The sequence below is a fragment of the Oribacterium sp. P6A1 genome, assembly GCF_000702885.1.
Taxonomy (GTDB): domain Bacteria; phylum Bacillota; class Clostridia; order Lachnospirales; family Lachnospiraceae; genus Oribacterium.
This window is the reverse complement of sequence record NZ_JNKO01000018.1, coordinates 28,467-49,380: the sequence shown is the minus strand read 5'-3', so window position 1 is coordinate 49,380 and position 20,914 is coordinate 28,467. Positions and strand designations below refer to the sequence as shown.

18 protein-coding genes are annotated in these 20,914 nt (G+C 46.0%); 13 read left to right on the top strand and 5 right to left on the bottom strand.

The window, feature by feature from the left end; all coding sequences use genetic code 11:
- The first annotated feature begins 26 nt into the window (after positions 1-26).
- The 3 genes from T515_RS11625 to T515_RS11615 all read left to right on the top strand — a co-directional run bounded on the left by T515_RS11625 (position 27) and on the right by T515_RS11615 (position 4,168).
- Positions 27-1,478: a PTS transporter subunit EIIC gene (locus T515_RS11625; protein ID WP_081832799.1), complete on the top strand. Its 1,452-nt coding sequence runs from the start codon at positions 27-29 to the stop codon at positions 1,476-1,478.
- A 29-nt stretch (positions 1,479-1,507) separates the two neighbouring features.
- Complete coding sequence (locus T515_RS11620) at positions 1,508-3,517, top strand: glycoside hydrolase family 2 TIM barrel-domain containing protein (protein ID WP_036611253.1); 2,010 nt, start codon at positions 1,508-1,510, stop codon at positions 3,515-3,517.
- 78 nt (positions 3,518-3,595) lie between these two features.
- Positions 3,596-4,168 carry a carbonic anhydrase gene (locus T515_RS11615; protein ID WP_051671677.1) on the top strand — a complete coding sequence of 191 codons (573 nt, stop codon included), beginning with the start codon at positions 3,596-3,598 and terminating at the stop codon, positions 4,166-4,168.
- A 153-nt stretch (positions 4,169-4,321) separates the two neighbouring features.
- Here T515_RS11615 and T515_RS11610 read toward each other — a convergent pair whose 3' ends face one another.
- From T515_RS11610 to T515_RS11590, 5 genes are all read right to left on the bottom strand, one after another.
- Complete coding sequence (locus tag T515_RS11610; RefSeq protein WP_036611251.1) at positions 4,322-5,071, bottom strand: exonuclease domain-containing protein; 750 nt, start codon at positions 5,069-5,071, stop codon at positions 4,322-4,324.
- Between the two features lie 206 nt (positions 5,072-5,277).
- Entirely contained in the window at positions 5,278-6,474 is a 1,197-nt protein-coding gene (locus T515_RS11605; protein ID WP_242839371.1) for a cysteine desulfurase family protein, read from the bottom strand.
- Between the two features lie 119 nt (positions 6,475-6,593).
- Positions 6,594-7,343 (bottom strand): SDR family NAD(P)-dependent oxidoreductase, encoded by a 750-nt coding sequence (locus T515_RS11600; protein WP_036611249.1) that lies wholly within the window; start codon positions 7,341-7,343, stop codon positions 6,594-6,596.
- Between the two features lie 172 nt (positions 7,344-7,515).
- Positions 7,516-8,643, bottom strand: coding sequence for an enolase C-terminal domain-like protein (locus T515_RS11595; protein ID WP_036611247.1), 1,128 nt, complete (start codon positions 8,641-8,643; stop codon positions 7,516-7,518).
- A gap of 62 nt (positions 8,644-8,705) precedes the next feature.
- A complete protein-coding gene (locus tag T515_RS11590) occupies positions 8,706-9,236 on the bottom strand; it encodes a YcxB family protein (RefSeq protein ID WP_036611245.1) in 531 nt (176 codons plus the stop codon).
- A 390-nt stretch (positions 9,237-9,626) separates the two neighbouring features.
- Here T515_RS11590 and T515_RS11585 point away from each other — a divergent pair, with 390 nt between their 5' ends.
- The 10 genes from T515_RS11585 (at position 9,627) to T515_RS11540 (ending at position 20,579) form a co-directional block, all read left to right on the top strand.
- The gene (locus T515_RS11585) at positions 9,627-10,796 is read left to right on the top strand and encodes a TRAP transporter substrate-binding protein (protein WP_051671676.1); all 1,170 of its coding nucleotides are present in this window, start codon (positions 9,627-9,629) and stop codon (positions 10,794-10,796) included.
- A gap of 84 nt (positions 10,797-10,880) precedes the next feature.
- Positions 10,881-11,477 (top strand): TRAP transporter small permease, encoded by a 597-nt coding sequence (locus T515_RS11580; protein WP_036611243.1) that lies wholly within the window; start codon positions 10,881-10,883, stop codon positions 11,475-11,477.
- Complete coding sequence (locus tag T515_RS11575; RefSeq protein ID WP_036611240.1) at positions 11,470-12,777, top strand: TRAP transporter large permease; 1,308 nt, start codon at positions 11,470-11,472, stop codon at positions 12,775-12,777. The genes T515_RS11580 and T515_RS11575 overlap by 8 nt, the downstream gene beginning before the upstream one ends.
- 286 nt (positions 12,778-13,063) lie before the next feature.
- The gene (locus T515_RS11570; protein WP_036611238.1) at positions 13,064-13,774 is read left to right on the top strand and encodes an RraA family protein; all 711 of its coding nucleotides are present in this window, start codon (positions 13,064-13,066) and stop codon (positions 13,772-13,774) included.
- Positions 13,775-13,846: 72 nt separating this feature from the next.
- Positions 13,847-14,203 carry a UxaA family hydrolase gene (locus T515_RS11565; protein WP_330372668.1) on the top strand — a complete coding sequence of 119 codons (357 nt, stop codon included), beginning with the start codon at positions 13,847-13,849 and terminating at the stop codon, positions 14,201-14,203.
- A gap of 139 nt (positions 14,204-14,342) precedes the next feature.
- Entirely contained in the window at positions 14,343-15,560 is a 1,218-nt protein-coding gene (locus tag T515_RS11560; protein WP_036611236.1) for a UxaA family hydrolase, read from the top strand.
- A 58-nt stretch (positions 15,561-15,618) separates the two neighbouring features.
- Positions 15,619-16,419 (top strand): SDR family NAD(P)-dependent oxidoreductase, encoded by an 801-nt coding sequence (locus tag T515_RS11555; protein ID WP_036611235.1) that lies wholly within the window; start codon positions 15,619-15,621, stop codon positions 16,417-16,419.
- Between the two features lie 112 nt (positions 16,420-16,531).
- Positions 16,532-17,956 (top strand): glucuronate isomerase, encoded by a 1,425-nt coding sequence (gene uxaC / locus T515_RS11550; protein WP_036611233.1) that lies wholly within the window; start codon positions 16,532-16,534, stop codon positions 17,954-17,956.
- A 99-nt stretch (positions 17,957-18,055) separates the two neighbouring features.
- Positions 18,056-19,162, top strand: coding sequence for a LacI family DNA-binding transcriptional regulator (locus tag T515_RS11545; RefSeq protein WP_036611231.1), 1,107 nt, complete (start codon positions 18,056-18,058; stop codon positions 19,160-19,162).
- A gap of 73 nt (positions 19,163-19,235) precedes the next feature.
- Positions 19,236-20,579 (top strand): hypothetical protein, encoded by a 1,344-nt coding sequence (locus T515_RS11540; RefSeq protein WP_242839370.1) that lies wholly within the window; start codon positions 19,236-19,238, stop codon positions 20,577-20,579.
- Positions 20,580-20,914: the final 335 nt, after the last annotated feature.

Here is a 20,914-nt window from a genome sequence, read left to right as displayed (position 1 = left end):
AATCAAATTATCGGGGAGAAACAGATATGGCAAAGGATTATGAACTGATAGCCAGAGAAGTTGTTAAGAATGTAGGCGGCAGTGACAATGTAAAGGAGCTTACACATTGTGTGACAAGACTGAGATTTATTCTTAAGGACAAGTCAAAGGTGGACAAGGAAGCGCTTGAGAGCATCAACGGAGTTCTGAAGGTGATTGAAGCAAGCGGGCAGACACAGGTGGTTATCGGCCAGGATGTAACAAAGGCTTACGATGCGGTTATGGCACTTCCGGAAGCGGCAGCCTGGGGACAGAACAGAGGAGCGGATTCCGAAGATACTGAAGATATCAGGGATATCGTTTCTGAAAACAAAAAGAAGACAAAGAAAAATGTCCTCGGAGACAAGTTTGTAGAGTATGTTTCCGCTATCTTTACACCATTTATGGAAGCCTATATGGGAGCCGGACTTCTGAAGGGCTTTGTAGTTCTTTTTGTCACTTTGGGTTTGCTTTCAAAGGAGTCAACAACATATCAGATTCTTTATTCCGCTGCTGACGGCGTATTCTATTTCATTCCGATTTTCATCGGTTATTCAGCAGGAAAGAAGTTTGGAGCCAAGCCCTTTTTGACCATGGCTATGGCGGCAGCTATGGTTTATCCGAACATCGTAGCTCTTAAGTCTGCTGAAACGGCAGTTACCTTCATGGGCATTCCCGTGAACATGATAAGCTACACAAGTTCAGTGCTTCCCATCATTGCGGCAGCCTTTGTTCAGGCCAAGTGGGAGAAGCTTCTCAAGAAGTTCCTGCCTGAGGTTGTTGCCGGTATATTTATCCCGCTGCTTGACCTTCTTGTGATCTTCCCTCTGACACTTATAGTTGTTGGACCTGTGACAGATTATGTGGGAAGAGGCATCGCCGTAATGATCGAGCTCGGTCTCAACACAGTACCGCTTCTTGCAGGATTCCTGATGGCAGCACTTTGGCCTGTAATGATCATTTTCGGTGTTCACTGGGGACTCATCCCTATCTGCATGAACAACTATGCGGTTTTAGGCTATGACTATATCCTTCCTTTAACTGTAGGAACAAACTTTGGTATCGCAGCAGCAACATTTGCAGTATTCCTTAGAACAAGAGACAAGAAGCTGAAAGAGCTTTCGGGAACCTCAGCCCTGTCGGCATTTATCGGCGGCGTAACAGAGCCTGCAATTTACGGTGTGCTTCTTGCAAGAAAGAAGGTTTTTGCCGCTATGTGTATCATCAACGGAATCGGCGGAGCTCTATGTGCGGTCATGCATGTAACCAGAGATGTGCAGATTTCTGTTAATGCTCTTACACTGCCGGCCATCTATGCGGTTTACGGCCCCTGGGGAATCGTAGCTATCGTTATCTCCATAGTTGGAGCTTTTGCGGCAGCATTTGTGACATTCAGAGAAGATAATGAGGATAAGCATTCCGGGTTTAAAACAACGGCAGCTCAGAAGGCTTCTGCCTGAGATAATGTAAAAAACGGAGATTTGAATATATGATGGAATCACTTTTATATCCCTGCATGACAGCCACAAGGATGAAGCTTTCCCTGGACGGGATGTGGAAATTTTCCTTTGACAGAGAAAAAACAGGAGAAGAAAAGCAGTGGGAGAAGGGGCTTTCTGAGTATGAAATGATGCCTGTTCCCGGAAGCTTTGCGGATCTCTTCACAGATAAAAAGAAAAAGAACTATTGCGGTGATTTCTGGTATGAAACGGATTTTGCAGTGCCCTATTCGTGTGCCGGAAAGCGTAAATCCGGGAGGGTGCTTTTGAGATTCGGAAGCGTTACCCACAGGGCCCGGGTCTATCTGAACGGACAAAAAATCGGAGAGCATGAGGGAGGATTTCTTCCATTTGTTTTTGACATCACAGAGTATATCTGTCCGGGTGTGAATCGGCTTTCCGTTAAAGCAAACAACGAACTTAATGAGGAAAGTCTTCCCTGCGGAACAGTCAAGAAAAACAAAGACGGAAGCCTCACTGCAAAGCCCTATTTTGATTTCTTCAATTACTCAGGAATCCAGCGAAGTGTGGAGCTTTTGTTTGTGCCGAAAACTTCCGTAGAGGATTACAGCTATGTTACAGAGCTTTCCGACGGAAGTGCCAAAATTGATTTTCAGGTGAAGCTGAGAAAAGCCGGCACGCAAGGTTCAAACAAAGAAAAAGGATCAGAAGCTCCGTTTTCTCAGGATAAATCAGCAGTCTGTGCAGATACAGCTTTAGATTATGTCAATGTTTCTGTGAAGCTCATCGATGAAACAGGAAGGGTTGCTGCAGAAGAGAATCTTCACGCTGAGGAAAATATCGGGATATCAAAGTTTCAAAAAGATTTCAAGGATATTTGTTCCGATAGTGACGGCAAAACCACGGGGATCAGCTTTAATGATATCACCGTGTATACAGCCTCACTGTCAGTGGAAAATCCCATCCTCTGGAATGTGAGAGATGCCCATCTCTATGACATTGTCATAAGGGTGACTGACAAGGAGGGAAGACTTCTTGATGAGTACACAGACAGAATAGGACTAAGAACCGTAGAGGTAAAGGGCAGGGAGATACTTGTAAACGGAAAGCCTGTTTATCTCAAGGGCTACGGAAAACATGAGGACTTCAACATTCTGGGAAGAACTTTCAACTATTCGGTTGCCAAACGTGATTTTGAGTGCATGAAGTGGAACGGGGCAAACTGCTTCAGAACCAGCCACTATCCATACGCTGATGAATGGTACCGCATGGCTGACGAAGAGGGCTTCCTCATCATCGATGAGGTACCTGCTGTGGGAATGATGCGTTCTACTCACAATTTCGTTGATGCGGGAACCGGAAAGTACACTTATTTCTTTGAGACACCTACAGTTCCGAAGCTTAAGAAGAATCATCTTCAGCAGATAAGGGAAATGATTACAAGGGATAAAAATCATCCCAGTGTCATAGCCTTCAGTCTTTTTAACGAGCCGGAAACAACAAGTGATTATGCATATGAATATTTCTCCGGGATATTTGAAGAGGCAAAGAAACTGGATCCCCAGAAGAGACCTCTTACAGGTGCTTTGGAGAAGAACAGCAGTCCTGAAAAGTGCCGTTGCTACCCGCTACTCGATTTCATCTGCCTCAACAGATATTACGGCTGGTACATAAGCGGCGGTGAAGATTTTGAAGAGGCCGAAGGAAAGTTCAGGGACGAGCTTGACCGCTGGAAAGCTTTAGGAGTTGATAAGCCCTTTGTCATGACGGAATTCGGCACAGATACTCTGGCAGGAAACCATTCGCTTCCGGGAACCATGTGGTCTGAGGAATATCAGAATGACTACTATGAGATGAACTTCAGAGTACTTGATGATTACGATTCCATTCAGGGAGAGCTGGTGTGGAATTTCGCTGATTTCGCAACCTCCGAAGGTATCTTCAGAGTAGGCGGAAACAAGAAGGGAATATTCACCAGAGACCGCCAGCCTAAGTCATCTGCTTTCGTACTGAAGAAGCGATGGGATGAGAAGAAATGACTTAAAAAGAATGCCTTTTTCTGGTATAAAGATGTTAGATGCAACTGGGAGATGCTTTAGAAAAAGGAGAAGTAAGTCATGAACAAAATCGTAATGTCTGCTGACAAAGCATTGGAACGGCTCATGGATGGAAATCGCAAATATGTGGAAACTGATATGAGTAACGGAGATGTTTCGAATAGAGCCCGTTTGAAGACTGCCGGAAAGGGACAGGAACCCTTTGCAGTGGTGGTGACTTGCTCTGATGCGAGAGTCATTCCTGAAACTATATTTTCCACCGGGATAGGTGAGCTTTTTGTCATCAGAGTTGCGGGCAATGTAATCGACGATCATCAGCTGGGAAGCATAGAGTATGCGGCGAGCCATCTGGGTACGAGACTTATCGTTGTCATGGGACATACAAACTGCGGAGCCATAGGAGCAGCCTTCCATCCGGATGATGACAATAAATACATCAGATTTATACTTCATGAGATACGGGAAGCCATACGGGATGAAACCGATCCGGAAAAGGCATGTATCCTCAATGTGAAGCACAGTGTCGCTGCGGTGGAGGAGAGTCTCGAGATACAGAAGGAAGAGCATGAACACAGCCTGAAAGTTGTGGGAGCTCTGTATCATATAGATACGGGAAAAGTGGATTTTCTGTAAAAGGGAGTAAGGCGCCCTTTGGCAGGTTCAAAGAATACGGCACGCCATCCTTCGCGATGCGGATTTTCATGGCCGGCGTTACAGGCAGTGCAGGAATCGGTCCGATATGGATTAAAGACACTTACAACGTAAAAAAACAGGAATCGGTTATTATCAAGCCGATTCCTGTTTTTTATTGTCTTCATTCCGGCAGAGATACTCAAAAAAGCTTGGGAATTTCTCTCCGTTATTTATGCGTTCAATGAGTTCGTTTATATCTGTGCCATGAAGCTTCAGGCTTTCCATAAGCTGTTTTGCAATAAGGAAATCATTTCTGTGACACTCAAATTCATGGAACTGTTTTGCCCTTTGCCGGTTGAACTTTTTCAGCTCGGTGACGTAAACAATTTCATGTAAAGATATGGCATCGTCCAAAGCATTGTGCCTGTCTCTTTTTCTGCAGCTGCAGATAAATGAAGCGTTCTCCACGGAAGTAACGGATTTTGTGCCCAGTTTACTGCAGATGTCAGGGGCAATGTCTACGAAGAGATCAAGTATATCCCTCTCTTCTTTAGGAATATTGTAAAACTCACAGTTCCAGTTCATCATAGGCAGATCACTGCCGCCCCAGGTGAAGATCTTTGTGATATTGTTTCGAGTTATATATTCTCTGAATGCTCTGTAAACTGTAGTGAACCCTTCGGCTTTATCTATTACGTCCTGTGAGATATTTGTCAGCTCACGTATAGCCCGGTAAACCTTTCCGTCATTCTTTTCCGGTCGGCAAAATGATTGAAAAGGTTTTTTTACAGGCACTTGTTTCTTGCTTTTACATGGTATGACTGCGATATCAATCAGACTGTAATCATAGCTTCCGTCAGCTTGTTTCAGTGAATTGAACTCGGCATCAAAAAAACCAATCATCGTTGACCTCCTGAAAAAATTACGACTTATGATAACATTTACCGGGTAAAATGAACAAGTGCTTATTTATTAAATTTCTGAAACTTCGTGAGAGTCCGTATCGGGAAGCAATAATCTCAAAGGCATCCTTAAAGATCATTAAGAACATGGCAGGTATATGTGCCCAGTTTGCTATGATGAGTATATATATTTTAGACATCACATCATTAAATATTTCTGAGACGGGACAGAATTTGTTTCAGGGTATCTGCCACGCAGTCGGCATCCTCCATGGAGGTATCATGGCTGATGGTCAGTCTGAGACTGGCTCTGGCTTCGTCCTTGCTGAGCCCCATGGCCATAAGCACATGACTCGGCTCCAGAGAACCGCTGGCACAGGCGGAACCGGCACTTGCATAAATGCTGTGTTCATTAAGAAGAAGGAGAAGAGTTTCTCCGTCTGTTCCCGGGAAACAGACATTAATATTATTCGGAAGTCTGGATTCCCGTGAGCCGTTTAAAACTGTTCCCGGAATCTCATTAAGGAGCCTGTTTATAAGATGGTCACGTACTTCTGTTTCCCGTATCATCCTTGTGCCAATGTTTCCGCAGGCAATTTCCGCAGCCCGGGCAAATCCCACGATGGCAGGGACATTTTCCGTGCCGGCTCTCCGTCCACGTTCCTGAGCACCCCCGTGTATAAAACCGGGAAGAGTGATATCCCGGCGCATGTAAAGGAAACCTGTGCCCTTTGGCCCGTTAAGTTTATGGGCGCTTGAGGACATGAGATCAACATTGAGCCCGGAAACATCCAGTGCAATATGTCCGTATGCCTGAACAGCATCAGTGTGGAACAGAATTCTTTGTCCGGTTTTTTCCTGATGTTTCCGGAGACCTTCCCCGATTTCCTTTACAGGCTCAATGGTTCCCACTTCGTTGTTGGCTGTCATGATACTGACGAGAATGGTATCCTCCCGGATTGCTGCCATAACATCTCCGGGATTGACATTGCCCTGAGAATCCACGTCGAGATAGGTTACATCAACGCCCCGGGATTCCAGATACCCGCAGGTGTTGAGAACGGCATGATGTTCTATTTTATCGGTAATGATATGTCCTGGCAGGCCTTTTTCACGAAGGGCAGAACGCGCCTGTTCATATGCGCCCACAAGAGCCCAGTTATCGGATTCCGAGCCTCCGCTGGTAAAATAAATTTCTGACGGTCTAGCATTTATGGTGGCAGCTATGGTGCGTCTGCTGTTTTCAACTGCACTTTTTGCCCTCTGTCCCGGCATATAAATGGTTGATGCATTGCCGAATTCTTCTGTAAGGTAAGGCATCATGGCCTCAAGAGCTTCTTTTGAAAGCGGCGTCGTGGCCGCATTGTCCATGTAATAGTTTTTCATGGAAATTATAATAATCATACAGAGTGCGGGATGCAATAGAATGTATGGAAAATGTGATGGACTTATACAGGCGGTGGTGCCGGATATAGCATTGGCATTCATTGCCTTCAGTACCGGAGAATTTTTTTGTTATCATATCAATATCCGTATGCCAGAGCGCCGCCGTCCATGGCGTAGTCCTGACCGTTTATGTATGAACCGTTGGGGCCGATGAGAAATGCCGCCAGAGCGCCAAGGTCCTTAGTATCACCGAAATCATGTACCGGGATACGGTTCAGTATCTGCTCACGTCTTTTATCGTCCATGACCTCGTCCAGCATCTTGCTGTGGAACCAGCCGGGAGCAATGGAGTTTACGGTAATGTTATCGTTGGCCCATTCTATGGCCAGCCCTCTGGTCAGTCCCAGAACTGCGGATTTGCTTACACAGTAGGGAACCACCAGTGAAAATCCGAGATGGGCACTCATGCTGGAGATATTGACTATCCTTCCCTTGTGAGGACTCTTTTTAAGGTATGGATAGAGCATCTGAGCCATCAGGAAGGAACACTTGACGTTGGTGTTCAGGACTCTGTCGAATTCATCCTCGGGAATGTCCTGGGCAACGCACTTATAGGTGGCGCCGGCATTGTTCACAAGGAAATCGAGATGACCGTTGTGTTTTTCCGCAAGCTCACGGATGATGCCGCGCATTTCTTCGGTATCGGTAATGTCTCCCTTTATGTGAACAGTTCCGGGGAGGCTTTCGGGACAGTCGGCCTTGACGTGTCCGGTCCTTGAAATGATATATACGGTTGCTCCTCTTAAGGCCAGCTGATTGGCCACTTCCAGACCTATTCCGCTGGAGCCGCCGGTAACTATTCCCGCATATCCTTCTAATTCTGACATGATATTCTCCGTTCTGCCGCAGTGCATATACGGCTTTTAGTTCTATGTACCATATCCGCTGCATGACTTCCGAAGGATCATAACTCCGGCGGTGCAGGCAGCGGTTTTAATCGGCATTATGTATGGCTTTTTTCTGTTTGAATTTGCTTCAAAAGAGAAAAAGCTTATGGCATCAGCCTTTGTATTCCTGGCAGATGTAATTATGGCAGGCTTTGTTTATGAGATCCCAGTCAAGCTCCACACCCACACCCGGCTTATCCTCAGGGACATGGATGATTCCGTTTTCATCGATTGGAAGATCGCCCTTCATGGGAAGTCTGTAATTATCTTCCGGAACGAAGTACTCAAAGTATTTGCAGTTCTTTATGGCACAGCTTACATGAAGGTTGGCCATATCCATATAGTTCATGGTGGTTGTATGTATCTCTACATTGAGACCGAAGGCTTCTGCAAGGTGAGCTATCTTTAAAGTCCCTGTGATACCGTCTTTCCATGAAACATCCGCTCTTACAATGTCTGCAGCATGCTGGTTGATGACCTGGGCCACACCCCAGTGACAGCCTCTTGTGGTTTCTGTGGCAGCTATAGGTATGTCCAGAATTCTGCACAGCTCTGTGTATTTATAGAGTTCAAAATCCCTGAAAGGTTCCTCGAACCATTCAAAATTAAGTCTTTCCAGCTGACGTCCTACCCTGACAGCTTCATCCAGAGTGTAATCTCCTACAGGATCTGTCATAAGGGCGTAATCAGGACCAACTGCATCACGAACGGCCTGATGTACCTGCATATCAAATTCTGCAGGTCCTGCCGGGTGCATCTTATAACCCTTTAACCCTTTCTCTTTATAGTAGAGAGCTTCGTCTACATAGGCCTGAACCGATGGCAGGAAGTTGGAGCTTGCATAGGCAGGAAGACCGGTTCTGTAGGCTCCTATGTACTTGAATAGGGGAAGCCCGGCTTCTTTGGCACAAATATCCCAAAGGGCTACGTCAACGGGGCCAGGAAGAAAGACAGGGAAAAATGCTTCGTGTCTGTCGATGATCCAAAGCTCCTGGAAGATGGCCTCTCTGTCATGAGGATCTTTGCCAAGAACAACAGGCGCCACGGTTTCGTTGAGATAAGACTCGGAAACCGCCCCTGATCTTGCTGCCATACAGGTCGCGATGCCCTCTATACCGGTGTCGGTGGTGAGTTTTATGACCAGGACGTCCCAGCCCATCTTGGCGCCGCCCTGTCTTTTTTCGTCAAAGAGGCAGCGGCCTCTTTCGACCCACCAGGATTCGAATTTTTGAATTATCATGATAGATGTTCTCCTTGATATGGAAAAATTTTTTGATTGTCAAAAGCCTATGTTGGAATACTTCACGCTTTACGCTCCTGCCTTTGCCCCATTTTTTCGGACAAAAGAGCCTTGAAGGAGGCAATGTCCGAGAGAGTTAAGGCGTTGTCCGGAAGGATAAGCGCCCTGTTCTTCATATAGTAAAGATAGGTGGCATCTTTTACTGATACAGCGCTGTCAAGACGTTCCCAGTCAAGCGCGACATGTTCGTTGCCCCGGTTTATCCATATACCTCTGTCTGTAAAGCCTACAGTATATGCATCCTTCGGCTCTCTGGAGAGTTTCAATGTCTCTATCTGGGTGTTCACGCTCTTCCGGTATCTGAAAAGATAAACAAAGGGAAGCAGCAGACCCGGCAGAACAAAGGAGAGGCAAAGAAGGGGCATGCCTGCGTGGTAGTTGCACCAGCCGAAGAGACAGAGCAGCACCGCGAATAATGCTGTCTTAATTAAACTGTGATTTCTGATGAGTCCGTTGTAAAAAGAGAATCTCCTGAAGTCGGAGTCTGTGATCTTTGAATGGAAAACCGCAAGGTTTTGTTCGGTGTAAGCCATAAAATCCTCCTCTGCTGCCTGAACTGAAACGTTTTAGAAAATATATCATTTTTGTGATTTTTATACTAACATTTAACCATTTAAAAGTAAATACCGTAATGTTTTGCCAAGTTGCAGCAGGGCTGCAAATATACGGCGGTTGTAATGATGCATAAAATATATTCATATATCATGCGGATGATATACAATATTTATAAAAGTTTGTTGACAATTATCCTGCGAGGGATTAATCTTGGCTTATTAAGTGAAACGTTTCAGAACGAAGAATTTTAAGCGGAACGTTTAATTGCATTAAGAATGTGACAGAGTTTCCATGACTTGTCACCTATTGTCGGGCCTTTGCGCAAAACAAAATCTAAAGGGTCTGACAACTCATTAAAGGAGGAAAATATGAGAAAAAGATTGGTAGCACTTGCTATAGCTTCAGCAATGCTCACAGGACTGGCAGCTTGCGGATCATCAAACACAGCCACTACAGCAGCCACGGCAGCTGCAACAGAGAAGGCGGCTGAGAAAACTGCCGAGACTACAGCGGCAGCTCCGGAGGCAGCAAAAGAGGAGAAGAAGGAAGCTGTGGAATCAGATGATACTATGCCGGATCTTCAGACCATTCTTGACTGGGAAAAGGATGCCGAGATGGTATTCAAGTATGGCGAGCTGAATCCTGATGACAACATTAACACCAGAGCAGGCTACATGTTCTCAAAGTATGTTCACGACATGTCTGACGGACGTATCGTTATAGAAGTAAACTCTTCATCAACACTGGGTGATGAGAAGACCTGTCTCAATGCTCTTCAGATGGGCGGCGGAACAGTTGATTTCTATCGTGGAAACACAAACTCACTTTCTGATTACGGTTTCAGAAAGCTTAATATGTTCGGTCTCCCATTCATTTTCAAGAGCCGTGAGAGCATGTGGAAGGTTCTTGAGAATGAGGAACTTGGTCAGGCATTCTTCACAGAGGGTGTGGACGTCGGAGCCGGCATGGTTGGCATCACCTACACAGACGAAGGTGCCAGAAACATTTTCACAAGAAATGAAATTAAGGGATTCTCAGACATCAAGGGACTTAAAATCAGAGTTCCTGAGACACAGCTCATGATGGATACCATGAAGGCACTTGGCTGTGAACCGACACCTATTTCCTACAGCGAGCTTTATACATCGCTTCAGTCAGGTGTTGTTGACGGTGCAGAGAACGGATATCCGGGATATTACTCAAACAAGTTCTATGAAGTAGCTCCTTACTATCTGCTTTCAAGACATACATTCTCACCCGGAATCATCCTTATGGCACAGGCTAAGTGGGATGCGCTTTCAGCAGATGACCAGCAGATCCTTCGCGAGGCAGGAAAGAAGGCTTCAGAGTGGAACAAGGCTCAGATCGAGAGTGAAGAGGTTGAACTTAAGAAGAAGCTTGAGGATCTCGGAGTTACTATCCTTGAGATGAGCGATTCAGACGTTGCAGCAGCTCAGGAGGCTTGTAAGACAGTCTGGGCCGGCTACACAGAGGGCATCGAGGATCTTCTTCAGAAGGTTGTAGAGGTTCAGGGTTAATAATTAAGGAATGGACATTTAACGTCAGCCCCGGGATTTTCAATTCCTAAAGGGCTGACGTTCAAAAATGCAGGAGGATGACTGATGAAAAAGTTCTATGACACTGTGTATTGGCTGTTTATGTCATTCTGTAAAATAGTGTTCATCATATCTATTTGTATCACGAGTTATGTAGTATTCTGCCGGTACATCTTACACAAAACACCCAGATGGGGCGAGCAGTCCATTCTGCTCTGCATGGTCTATATGGCTTTGGTCAGCGCATCTCTTGCAGTCAGAACCGATACGCACCTCAGGGTAATGATACTTGACTTCATACTTCCGAAAAAGGTCATTGATCTTCTCAAGGTGCTGAGTCAGGTGATGATCTTCGCATTTTCACTGTTCATGATCATATACGGAGTGCAGTTCTGCGCACTTATGACCAAGAGCACCATGTCGGGTATTCCGGTTCCTCAGGCTGTACTTTACGGTGCGGTACCGCTTGCGGGAATTTGCATGCTTCTTATGCAGAGTGAGAGATTTTTCCTTGCACTTTTCAAAAAGATCGACAAGGTTCCCAGGGAGTATATAGATTTCTGGGCGGCTGAAAAGGCAAAGAAAGAGGCTGAGCAGGCGGAGCATGAGGCAAGGCTTCAGGAGGCAAGAAAGTGCAGAGAGGAGAAAAGAAACTATGCCTAGTACAACAGTGGCTACGATCATGCTCATAGGCATGTTCTTTGGCTTCATCATTTTGAGAATGCCTATCGCCTATGCAATAGGCATGGCTTCGGTTATTACCTTTATATATCTTCAGCTGCCCCTTATGCAGGTTGTGCAGCTGATGGTAAAAGGAGTGTTCTCCTTCTCACTTATGGCAGTGCCCTTCTTCATCATCTCCGGCGAGATAATGGGAAAGGGAGGCATCAGCGATAAGCTCATAGAGCTGTCGGACGCATTGGTCGGATGGATCAGGGGCGGACTTGCCATGGTAAATATCGTGGCGTCCATGTTCTTCGGCGGAATCTCAGGTTCCTCCGCAGCGGATACGGCATCTCTCGGAACCATTCTTATTCCCATGATGGAAAAGCAGGGATATGACGGAGATTTCTCCACTGACGTTACCATGGCAAGCTCCGTTGAGGGTATCCTTATCCCCCCAAGCCATAACATGGTTATTTACTCAACTGTAGCGGGAAGTGTTTCTGTAGGACGTCTGTTCCTTGCAGGCTTCGCGCCCGGAGTTTTCCTGGGGATCGTTCTTATGATCTACAGCTATGTGATTTCCATAAAGAGAAATTATCCCAAGGGAACACCTTTCAGTATCAGCTATCTTTTCAAGACGGCCACATCAGCGATCTGGGGAATGTTTACGGTTATGATCGTTGTGGTAGGTGTTGTAGCCGGAGTTTTCACGGCAACAGAGTCTGCAGCCATTGCGGTGGTATGGTCGCTGATTGTTTCGTTCTTTATCTATAAGAAGATGACTTTCAGGGATTTCTGGAATGTTCTGGAAAATGCATTGAACACCCTTGCCATAGTGCTGATCCTTATATCTACATCAAGCGCCTTTGGATGGCTGCTTACCTATCTTAAGGTACCGGCTATGATTTCGGGAACTATCCTCGGAATCACAACCAACAAGTATGCGATCCTCATCATGATGAACATTCTGATGCTTATTTTCGGAACCATGATGGACATGAGCGTTATCATTCTGGTTCTGACACCGATCCTTCTTCCTATAGCAACATCCATAGGTATAGACCCTGTACACTTCGGTGTCATCATGATCACTAATCTTGGTATAGGACTCGTTACACCGCCTGTAGGTTCTACACTTTTCATCGGTGCGGCTATCTCGAAGATTCCTTTGGAGAAGCTTTCAAAGAGTATGATTCCGTTCTATATCTGTATGATCATCGTACTTCTGGTAGTTACCTATATTCCGGCCTTCTGTATGACTATTCCGAATCTCATTATGCCGGTTGGTATAGGCTGATGACAGATGATTGGCGTAATTTTATATGAAGTAGTTTAGATGAATGCTGCTGAGATGCTTTGGCAGCATTTTTATTGTATAAGTCCTGTATCAGGCGGCTGTGTATACGTCAAGCTTGCTTGTAAGTATGCACAGACATCTGATACGACAACAGGAATCGAGAAGTAGCGCGTTAGCGCGGATTCGAGATTTCTGTAGCATGGCGGGAGCGAAAGCGAAGCAATGCGTAGGACTTATATATTATATGGGCATTTGCCTGATAATACATGAATCGAGGAATTTAGATATGGAAAAGCAGTGGAACAATGACGAAGAGATGTTTGCCTTGATGAAGGAAAAACTATATACACCGGTGGTGGGAGACATACTGGATCAGATGGGGTATCCCCATCAGTTCCTTCCTGCTGAGATAAAGCCCCTTGAGGCGCTTGTTCCGGCAGAGGCATTTATAGACAGAAGTGTGCCGGATAACCGTCTGAAGGTGGCGGGATACGCATGTACCATTCTGGAGAATGATGTTTATGAGTATCCGGAGAAGCCCTTCGGACTTATGACAGAGGCACTGGATCAGCTTCAGAAGAATGAAATCTATGTGGCAACAGGTGCACATAATTCCGCTCTGTGGGGAGAACTACTAACGGCAACAGCAAAGGCAAGGGGAGCAGTCGGAGCAATTCTTGACGGCTATTCCAGAGACACACCTCAGGTTCTCGGACAGAATTTTCCGGTATTCTGCAGGGCTACTTGGGCCCAGGACAGTTCCATCCGTACCTATGTTTTCAAGTACAGATGTCCTATCGAAATCGGCCAGGTGACTATACATGACGGTGATCTCATATTCGGAGACATTGACGGAGTACTGGTTATTCCGAAGGAGATAAAGGATGAGGTTCTGGAAAAGGCTCTGATTAAAGCATCAGGTGAGAAGGTGGTTCGTAAAGCCATCGAGGGGGGAATGTCTTCCACGGATGCATTTGCAAAATACGGGATACTGTGAGATGCCGCGGCATATGTGGATGGTTAATGAAACATAACTGTATGTGGTTTCTGGCACAGGCAGTCTGTGGGAATGGACATAGAAAACGAGGATAAGATATTGTACAGAGCATTTCAGATTAATCATGATGATAATGTGGCCACGGCCCTTACGGAAATACCGAAGGGGGAGCGATGTGAGATTATCGGTGAGGGAGACCGCGGCGGGATGGAAGCTGTGGAGGACATCCCTGTAGGACACAAGATAGCCCTCAGGGATATAAAAAAGGATGAGAGTATCCTGAAATACGGTGTTGTCATAGGAAGGGCTACTGCAGACATCCCCGAAGGGAGCTGGATCCATCTTCATGTGATGTGTTCGAACTATGACGAAAGGTCCGGTCATCTTGATGCAGTAACGGGGGCTCCGAAGGATATCAGATATGAGTGAGCAACGGTTTTTTGAGATTAAAGACCGGAAGTATCCTGAAATGGACCACGGTAGATGCCGGGGGAGATTACCCGGGAATATATATTCCTGAGTTGAAACAGCAGATTCCAGGGGTATGAGTTTGAAGGATGGTGTATGAATGAAAGCTGAGGAAATTACATGGCCCGGATTTAAAAGGAAGAATGGTTCTCCGGGAATCAGAAACCGGGTTCTGGTTATCTATACCGTCAAGTGTTCTGAGTTTGTGGCACGGCGTATAGTTGAGCTTTCCGCTGATCCTGATGTTGAGCTCATTGGATTTGACGGATGTACGGATAATCAGTATGCCGTCAACATGCTCATAAGCATGATACGGCATCCGAATATAGGAGCGGTGCTGTCGGTGGGTCTCGGCTGCGAATACATACAGCCGGAGTGGCTTTCCGATATAGCGGAAAAGGAAGGTAAGCCCAATGCCTGGATGTTCATTCAAAAGGAAGGCGGAACCTCGAAGACCATAGAGAAGGGTCTCAGGTGGGTTAAGGAGACATTGGCAAAGCTTGCAGAAGCCGAAAAAGTGGAAATGAGAATTTCGGATCTCGTCATAGGTGCTGAGTGCGGAGGCTCAGACTATACCTCGGGACTTGCGGGTAATGCTTTAGTCGGGAGGTTCTATGACAGGCTGGTGGAGCTTGGGGGCACTGCTGTATTTGAGGAAATTGTAGAGGCCATAGGGCTCGGAGACCTGCTGGAACAGAGAGCTGCAAATGCGGAAGCTGCGAAGGAGATACGTTACACATATGAAAAGGCCCTCGACTACTGTAAGTCGGTGAGACAGTATTCCGTGAGCCCGGGAAATTTTGCCGGGGGATTGAGTACTATCGAAGAGAAGTCCATGGGAGCTGTTGCAAAGAGCGGGACCAAAAAGATTGAGGGGGTAATAAAGGTGTCTGCCCCTCCGAAACATCCGGGACTGTGGCTTCTTGATTCCACACCGGATCCTTACTGGATGCAGTTCGGGATAACAAATCCCAATGACAGTGAGGGGCTCATGGATCTCATAAGCTGCGGGGCGCATATGGTTTTTCTGGTTACGGGCAGAGGGAATGTGGTAGGAAGCGCAGTTTCTCCCTGCATAAAGATAACCGGAAATCATGCAACTTTTGAGAGAATGAGTGAGGATATGGAATTTGATGCAAGCCCCATTCTAACGGGTGAGAAAAGCATAGACGAAATGGCGGAAGAGCTTATGGGATATGTTTTGGAAATCGCAGGAGGAAAGCCCAGCAAGTCGGAGGCCATGGGACACAGGGAGTTCTTCATTCCCTACAAGTATCAGGAGAAGGAAGTTGCATTTAAAAGAGCCTGCGAAGCATGAGAGTGTGGCGTAAAAGGCGTGGGCAGCAGTGGTTTATGTAAAAGAAAGAGTGAGGAAAATGGCTGCATTAACTGAAGAGGAAGTAAGAAATTTTGATATCAGAAACTGGTATGATCTCAGCGGAGAAGTCGCCATAGTTACCGGGGGAGCTTCCGGTCTGGGACTCGGAATCGTAAGGTGTCTGGTTTCCGCAGGTGCGGAGGCAGCGGTGGTAGGTTCCAGAAGCCCTGAAGCTGCGGCAGAGACATTGGCAGAATTCGGAGACAGGGTTAGATATTATCAGCATGACATAACCGACACTGATGGTGCGAATGAGCTGGTGAAGAAAATAGTCTCGGATTTCGGAAAGGTCACTATCCTGATCAACAACGCAGGGAACCATTGCAAGAAGTACATTTGGGACATGACGGTGGAGGATTACAGGAAGGTGCTGGATGTTCATCTGGTGGGATCCTTTGCCATGGCAAAGGCAGTGTCGCCATATTTCATAGAACAGCGTCACGGCCGCATCATATTTCAGGCATCCATGACTTCCTATATCGGGCAGCCGCAGGTGGCAGGATATGCAACGGCGAAAGCCGGTTTTCTCGGCATGATCCATGTGCTTACGGCGGAACTTGCAGAGTATGGGGTGACTGTCAATGCCATCGCCCCGGGCTGGATCGACACACCTATGTTTCATAAGGCAGTGGACAATGATACTCCGCGTCTTCAGAAAATCATGAGCCGGATTCCGGCAAAATCCGTTGGAGATCCTATGGATGTGGGTATGACGGCAGCGTTTTTATGCAGCAGAGCTGCGAGATACATTTCAGGCTCCTGTATACCTGTGGATGGCGGAGCATTGATAGGATTCTGAGAGTCGAGTTGGTTTTTGCTGAATAAAATGCGGTTGGCGGATAAGGCGGGACAGAGACCTGAGACTCAAAAATCTGTTTCAAAAGCAGGATGGATAAAGGGGAGAAGATAGTATGAAACTGAATTCAAAATTTTCCGAGGAGCTGTATCTTTGCAATGAAACCGGCAGGGAGCTTTACCACAAATACGCGGAGCACATGCCCATCATAGATTATCATTGTCATATTTCACCCAAGGCAATGTATGAGAACAAAGAGTTCGAGGATCTGGGAGAGATGTGGCTTGAGGGGGATCACTACAAGTGGAGAGCCATGCGCACCTTCGGTATAGATGAAAAGTACATCACCGGAAATGAGACCTCTTTCCATGATAAGTATCTGGCTTTTGCCAAAGTGCTTCCAAAGATGGTTGGGAATCCTATCTTCATCTGGTGCGCGCTGGAACTTAAGCGTTATTTCGGTATAGATGAGCCCCTGAGCGAGGCCAATGCCGAGGAAATCTACCGGAAAACAAAGGCCCTGATTAAAGAAAAACACATGACGAGACAGTGGTGCATGGAACACAGCAACGTACGTCTCGTGTCCACCACTGAAGACCCTTTGGATGACCTTAAATATCATAAGCTTCTTAAGGGAGAGTATAAAGGCGGAGTACGTGTCATAACGGCATTCAGACCGGACAAGGCCATGTTTCTGGAACTTGACAGCTTTGATTCTTATTTAAATAAGCTTTCCGGGGTAACAGGCCGTGAAATAAAGGATTTCAGGTCAATGCTTCCGGCGCTGCAGGACAGGCTTAAGTATTTCAGAGAAGTCACCGGTACAACAGTTTCCGACGATGGCATACCGCATTTCACATGGGAAGACTATACTGATGAAGAAATCGAAGTGATCTTCCAAAAAGCCAGAAAAAATGAGCCGCTGACGAAGCAGGAGATAGATAAGTATCAGAGTGCTTTTCTGGTGGAGATGGGCAGACTATATAATAAGGAAGGATATGTGATGCAGCTCCATATCGGAACTTATCTTGATGCCAACAGAACAGGCGTTGAAAGGGTAGGTCAGTCTACGGGATTTGACTGTACGGATGATCAGTGCGCAGTTAAATCCGTGGGAGAGCTTCTTAACAGGCTCACTGTAATGGGAGAACTTCCCAGAACCTTGCTTTATCCCCTGGATGGCACTAAAATCGAGACCTGGGCGGTCCTTGCGGCAGGATTCTGTGATAACGGAACTGAAGCTAAGGTTCAGCTTGCGGCTCCATGGTGGTTCAACGACCAGCAGTATGGCATCGACCGTCAGTTCAGAAGCTGTGGGAATCTGTATCCGGTGGCTTTGTCGGTAGGCATGCTGACGGATTCCAGATCCTTTATTTCTTATCCCAGACATGAATTATACAGAAGAGTTTTCTGTAATTATCTCGGTGAGCTCTGTGAAAGAGGTGAATACTTCGGGACAGAAGAAAATTTAAAGGAAATAATAGAGGATGTTTGCTTTAATAATGCAAACAGATTCTTTGACTTTAAAGTAAGTAACTGATACCTTAATGCAGGTGTGGCCTGGTTTGACCTGTAATCAGGTAAAAATCCAGGCGGGGCTGAACACAAAACTTAAATGATATTAGTTCGAGGTGTGATTTTGAATAAAAAGACCACTATTAAAGATATTTGCGCGAAGACCGGATATTCATTGGGAACGGTACATCTGGCACTCAATGGGAAAACAGGCATCAGCGATGAGACGAGAGAGAAGATTCTGCAGACCGCAAAGGAGCTGGATTACCATCCTAACTATGCTGCAGCATCTCTCAACAGAAAAACAAAGACCATCGTGGGGTGTTTTCCCAATACTACCGGTGACAACAGATATTACTATCCGCCTATCTGGAAGGGAATGAGAGATGCCTGGACAGAATACGGGAAGGATATGAACGTCAGTCTTTTGGAATGTCCTTATGTGGCTTTTTGTTCGCCGGACAGTGAGGACCGTGAATCCGTGATGAATCTTCAGTCACTTCGTGAAAAACTGGAGAACGGGGAAATAGACGGCATGGTTCTGGATGGCAATACATCTCCTTTTGATGCTTCGGAGCTGAAACGGTATACCGATGCAGGGCTTAAGCTTATTACCGTTGACTGTGATGTTCCCGGCAGCGGACGTATTTCCTGCGTTCAGGCCAATTACAACGTCATAGGCCGCACCCTTGCGGAGATTATAACCGAGAGGATCATGTCCTATGGAGGCATTCTTCTGTGTGCAGGCAAGCAGGAAATATATTCCCATCATGGGATAGAGATCGGCTTTGATCAGTATATGGAAGAGAATAACTGTACGAATAAAGTTTATAAGCTTTACAATCACGTTATAAATGCAGAGAATTACGAAAATATAAAGGAGCTGGTCAGCCAGCCGGATGTAGCTGCTGTATGCTGTGTTTCTTCAAGAACCAGCATGATGCTTATGAGAGCCCTTGAGGAGACCGGGCGGGCAGGAAAGATCGTGGCTGTCGGCAGCGACCTTTTTCCGGAAAACATAGACGCTCTTAAGCGTAGCACATTTCAGAATCTCATACAAAAAAATCCATACGCCCAGTCATATACCGGATGTCATGTGCTCATAGAGTACCTTCTGAAGGACGTGAAACCACAGGATCTGGTGACAGTGGGCAGTCAGGTGGTGTTCAGGAGCAACATCATGTTCTATGAGGATGACAGGAATATCTTTCAGCAGAGGATGATACTGTAAATTTAAAGATGCAAGGGGCATCAGTGAAGGGCAATAGTCCACATCAAATCGTTTCGAGGGAGCCTTCTCACTTATGTCACATCAGGAAAATGTGAATCAGGTGGTCATTATGGGGAATGAAAAAACATTGAACGGCAGGGTGCTGGTGAGCGGAGACTCCGGAAAGGGTGATTTTGACACCCAGCTTTTGTACTTTACCTGTTCGTCACTCAGCAGAGATGACGAGAGAATTTATCTTATCTCAGACAGGGACGGTCAGCCCAATGTCTGGATGCATGACATGTTCAGGGGCATCGACAGAAAACTTACGGATAATAAAAAGGGCATCTTAAAAAGCTATGTATATTTTGACGGCACAGAAAACCAGGGTCTGGGGAAAGCCAGTGTCTCACTCGACTACGTCAATGAGCGTATATACTATATTCAGGATGACCGCATCTGCCGCACCGATAAAGAGGGAAATATCAAAGAGCTGAACAGAGTGCCGGATGGCAGAATGACTGCATTTACCCATGTAAGCCTGGATGGAAAGCGCCTTTGTGTTCCCATGACAGACGGACGAATACTGGATTTCGATCCGGATACCGAAGGTTACGGACTTGATAAGAGGCCTAAGTACAATATCGATCAGCGGGTTCAGGATGAGAAGCTGAACTCTTATCTTTGCGTATATGATACTGAAACCGGAGAATTGCTTTTTGAAAAGACTGTTCCGCTTTGCTGGATAACTCATGTACAGTTCAATCCACAGGATTCCGATGTGATAATGTTCAATCACGAGTGGCCGGCATTTGACTGCGGTATAAGGCGTGTAAATATCTATGATCACAAGAAGAATCTGTTGTACCACATACGCTCAGAAGGGGAGAATACAGGAGGCAACAGCAGAGGATACGCCAGAAAGCGTCAGGACTGGGTATGCCATGAGATGTGGACAGATGATGGAAAGACCATAATATATCATGGAGGATATGATCAGGGACCTGCAATGGTAGGAAGGTGCGACATAGATTTTTCTGTGGAAGATGAAGAAGGACTTCCCGGGAGGAAGTTTTGGGAAATAGCACTTCCTGATGAGTACAATGCTTACGGTCATTTCCTTATGGATCATCATGGAAATCTTACCTGCGACGGATATTATCGCATGCCGGGAGAAAAAATAATCGAGAGAGAGAATTCCACAGATAACGGTCCGGATCCCCACAGAAAAGATGGTGCTTATATAACGAAGGTTGAGCCTGACTGGGATGGGGGAAAGCTTAAATGGGTGCCGCTCTGTAAACATGATTCAGACTGGCTTGGACAGGATGCCCATCCACATCCTATATATTCACATTCGGGGGACAGGATCTTCTTCAACAGCCGAATGTCAAAAAAGGTGGAGGTTTACAGTGTATCCGCCAGGACACCCCAATAATTAAATCGGATTCTTTGCTTAAGGACTGTAATACAATAAAAAAACCTGTTGATGGAAAAAATTGCCATCGGCAGGTTTTTTATATTTCAGCCCATGAGAGCCGGAGAAGAGATATATAGTTTTTTACGGGAGGCAGGCTGATTTATAGAACAATGTTTAGGTGAAATAGTTGAGCCGTTTTACGGCAGAACAGACATTTGCGTTTAAAAGTTGAGAGAATATACGGGAGAGTTGAGGGAATTTACGGAGAATTGTGAAAAAGTGCGCCGATTTGGGTGAGATTTGAGGCTTATAGGGCTTATTTTAGTATTGATAAACCCGGAAAAAGGTGATTT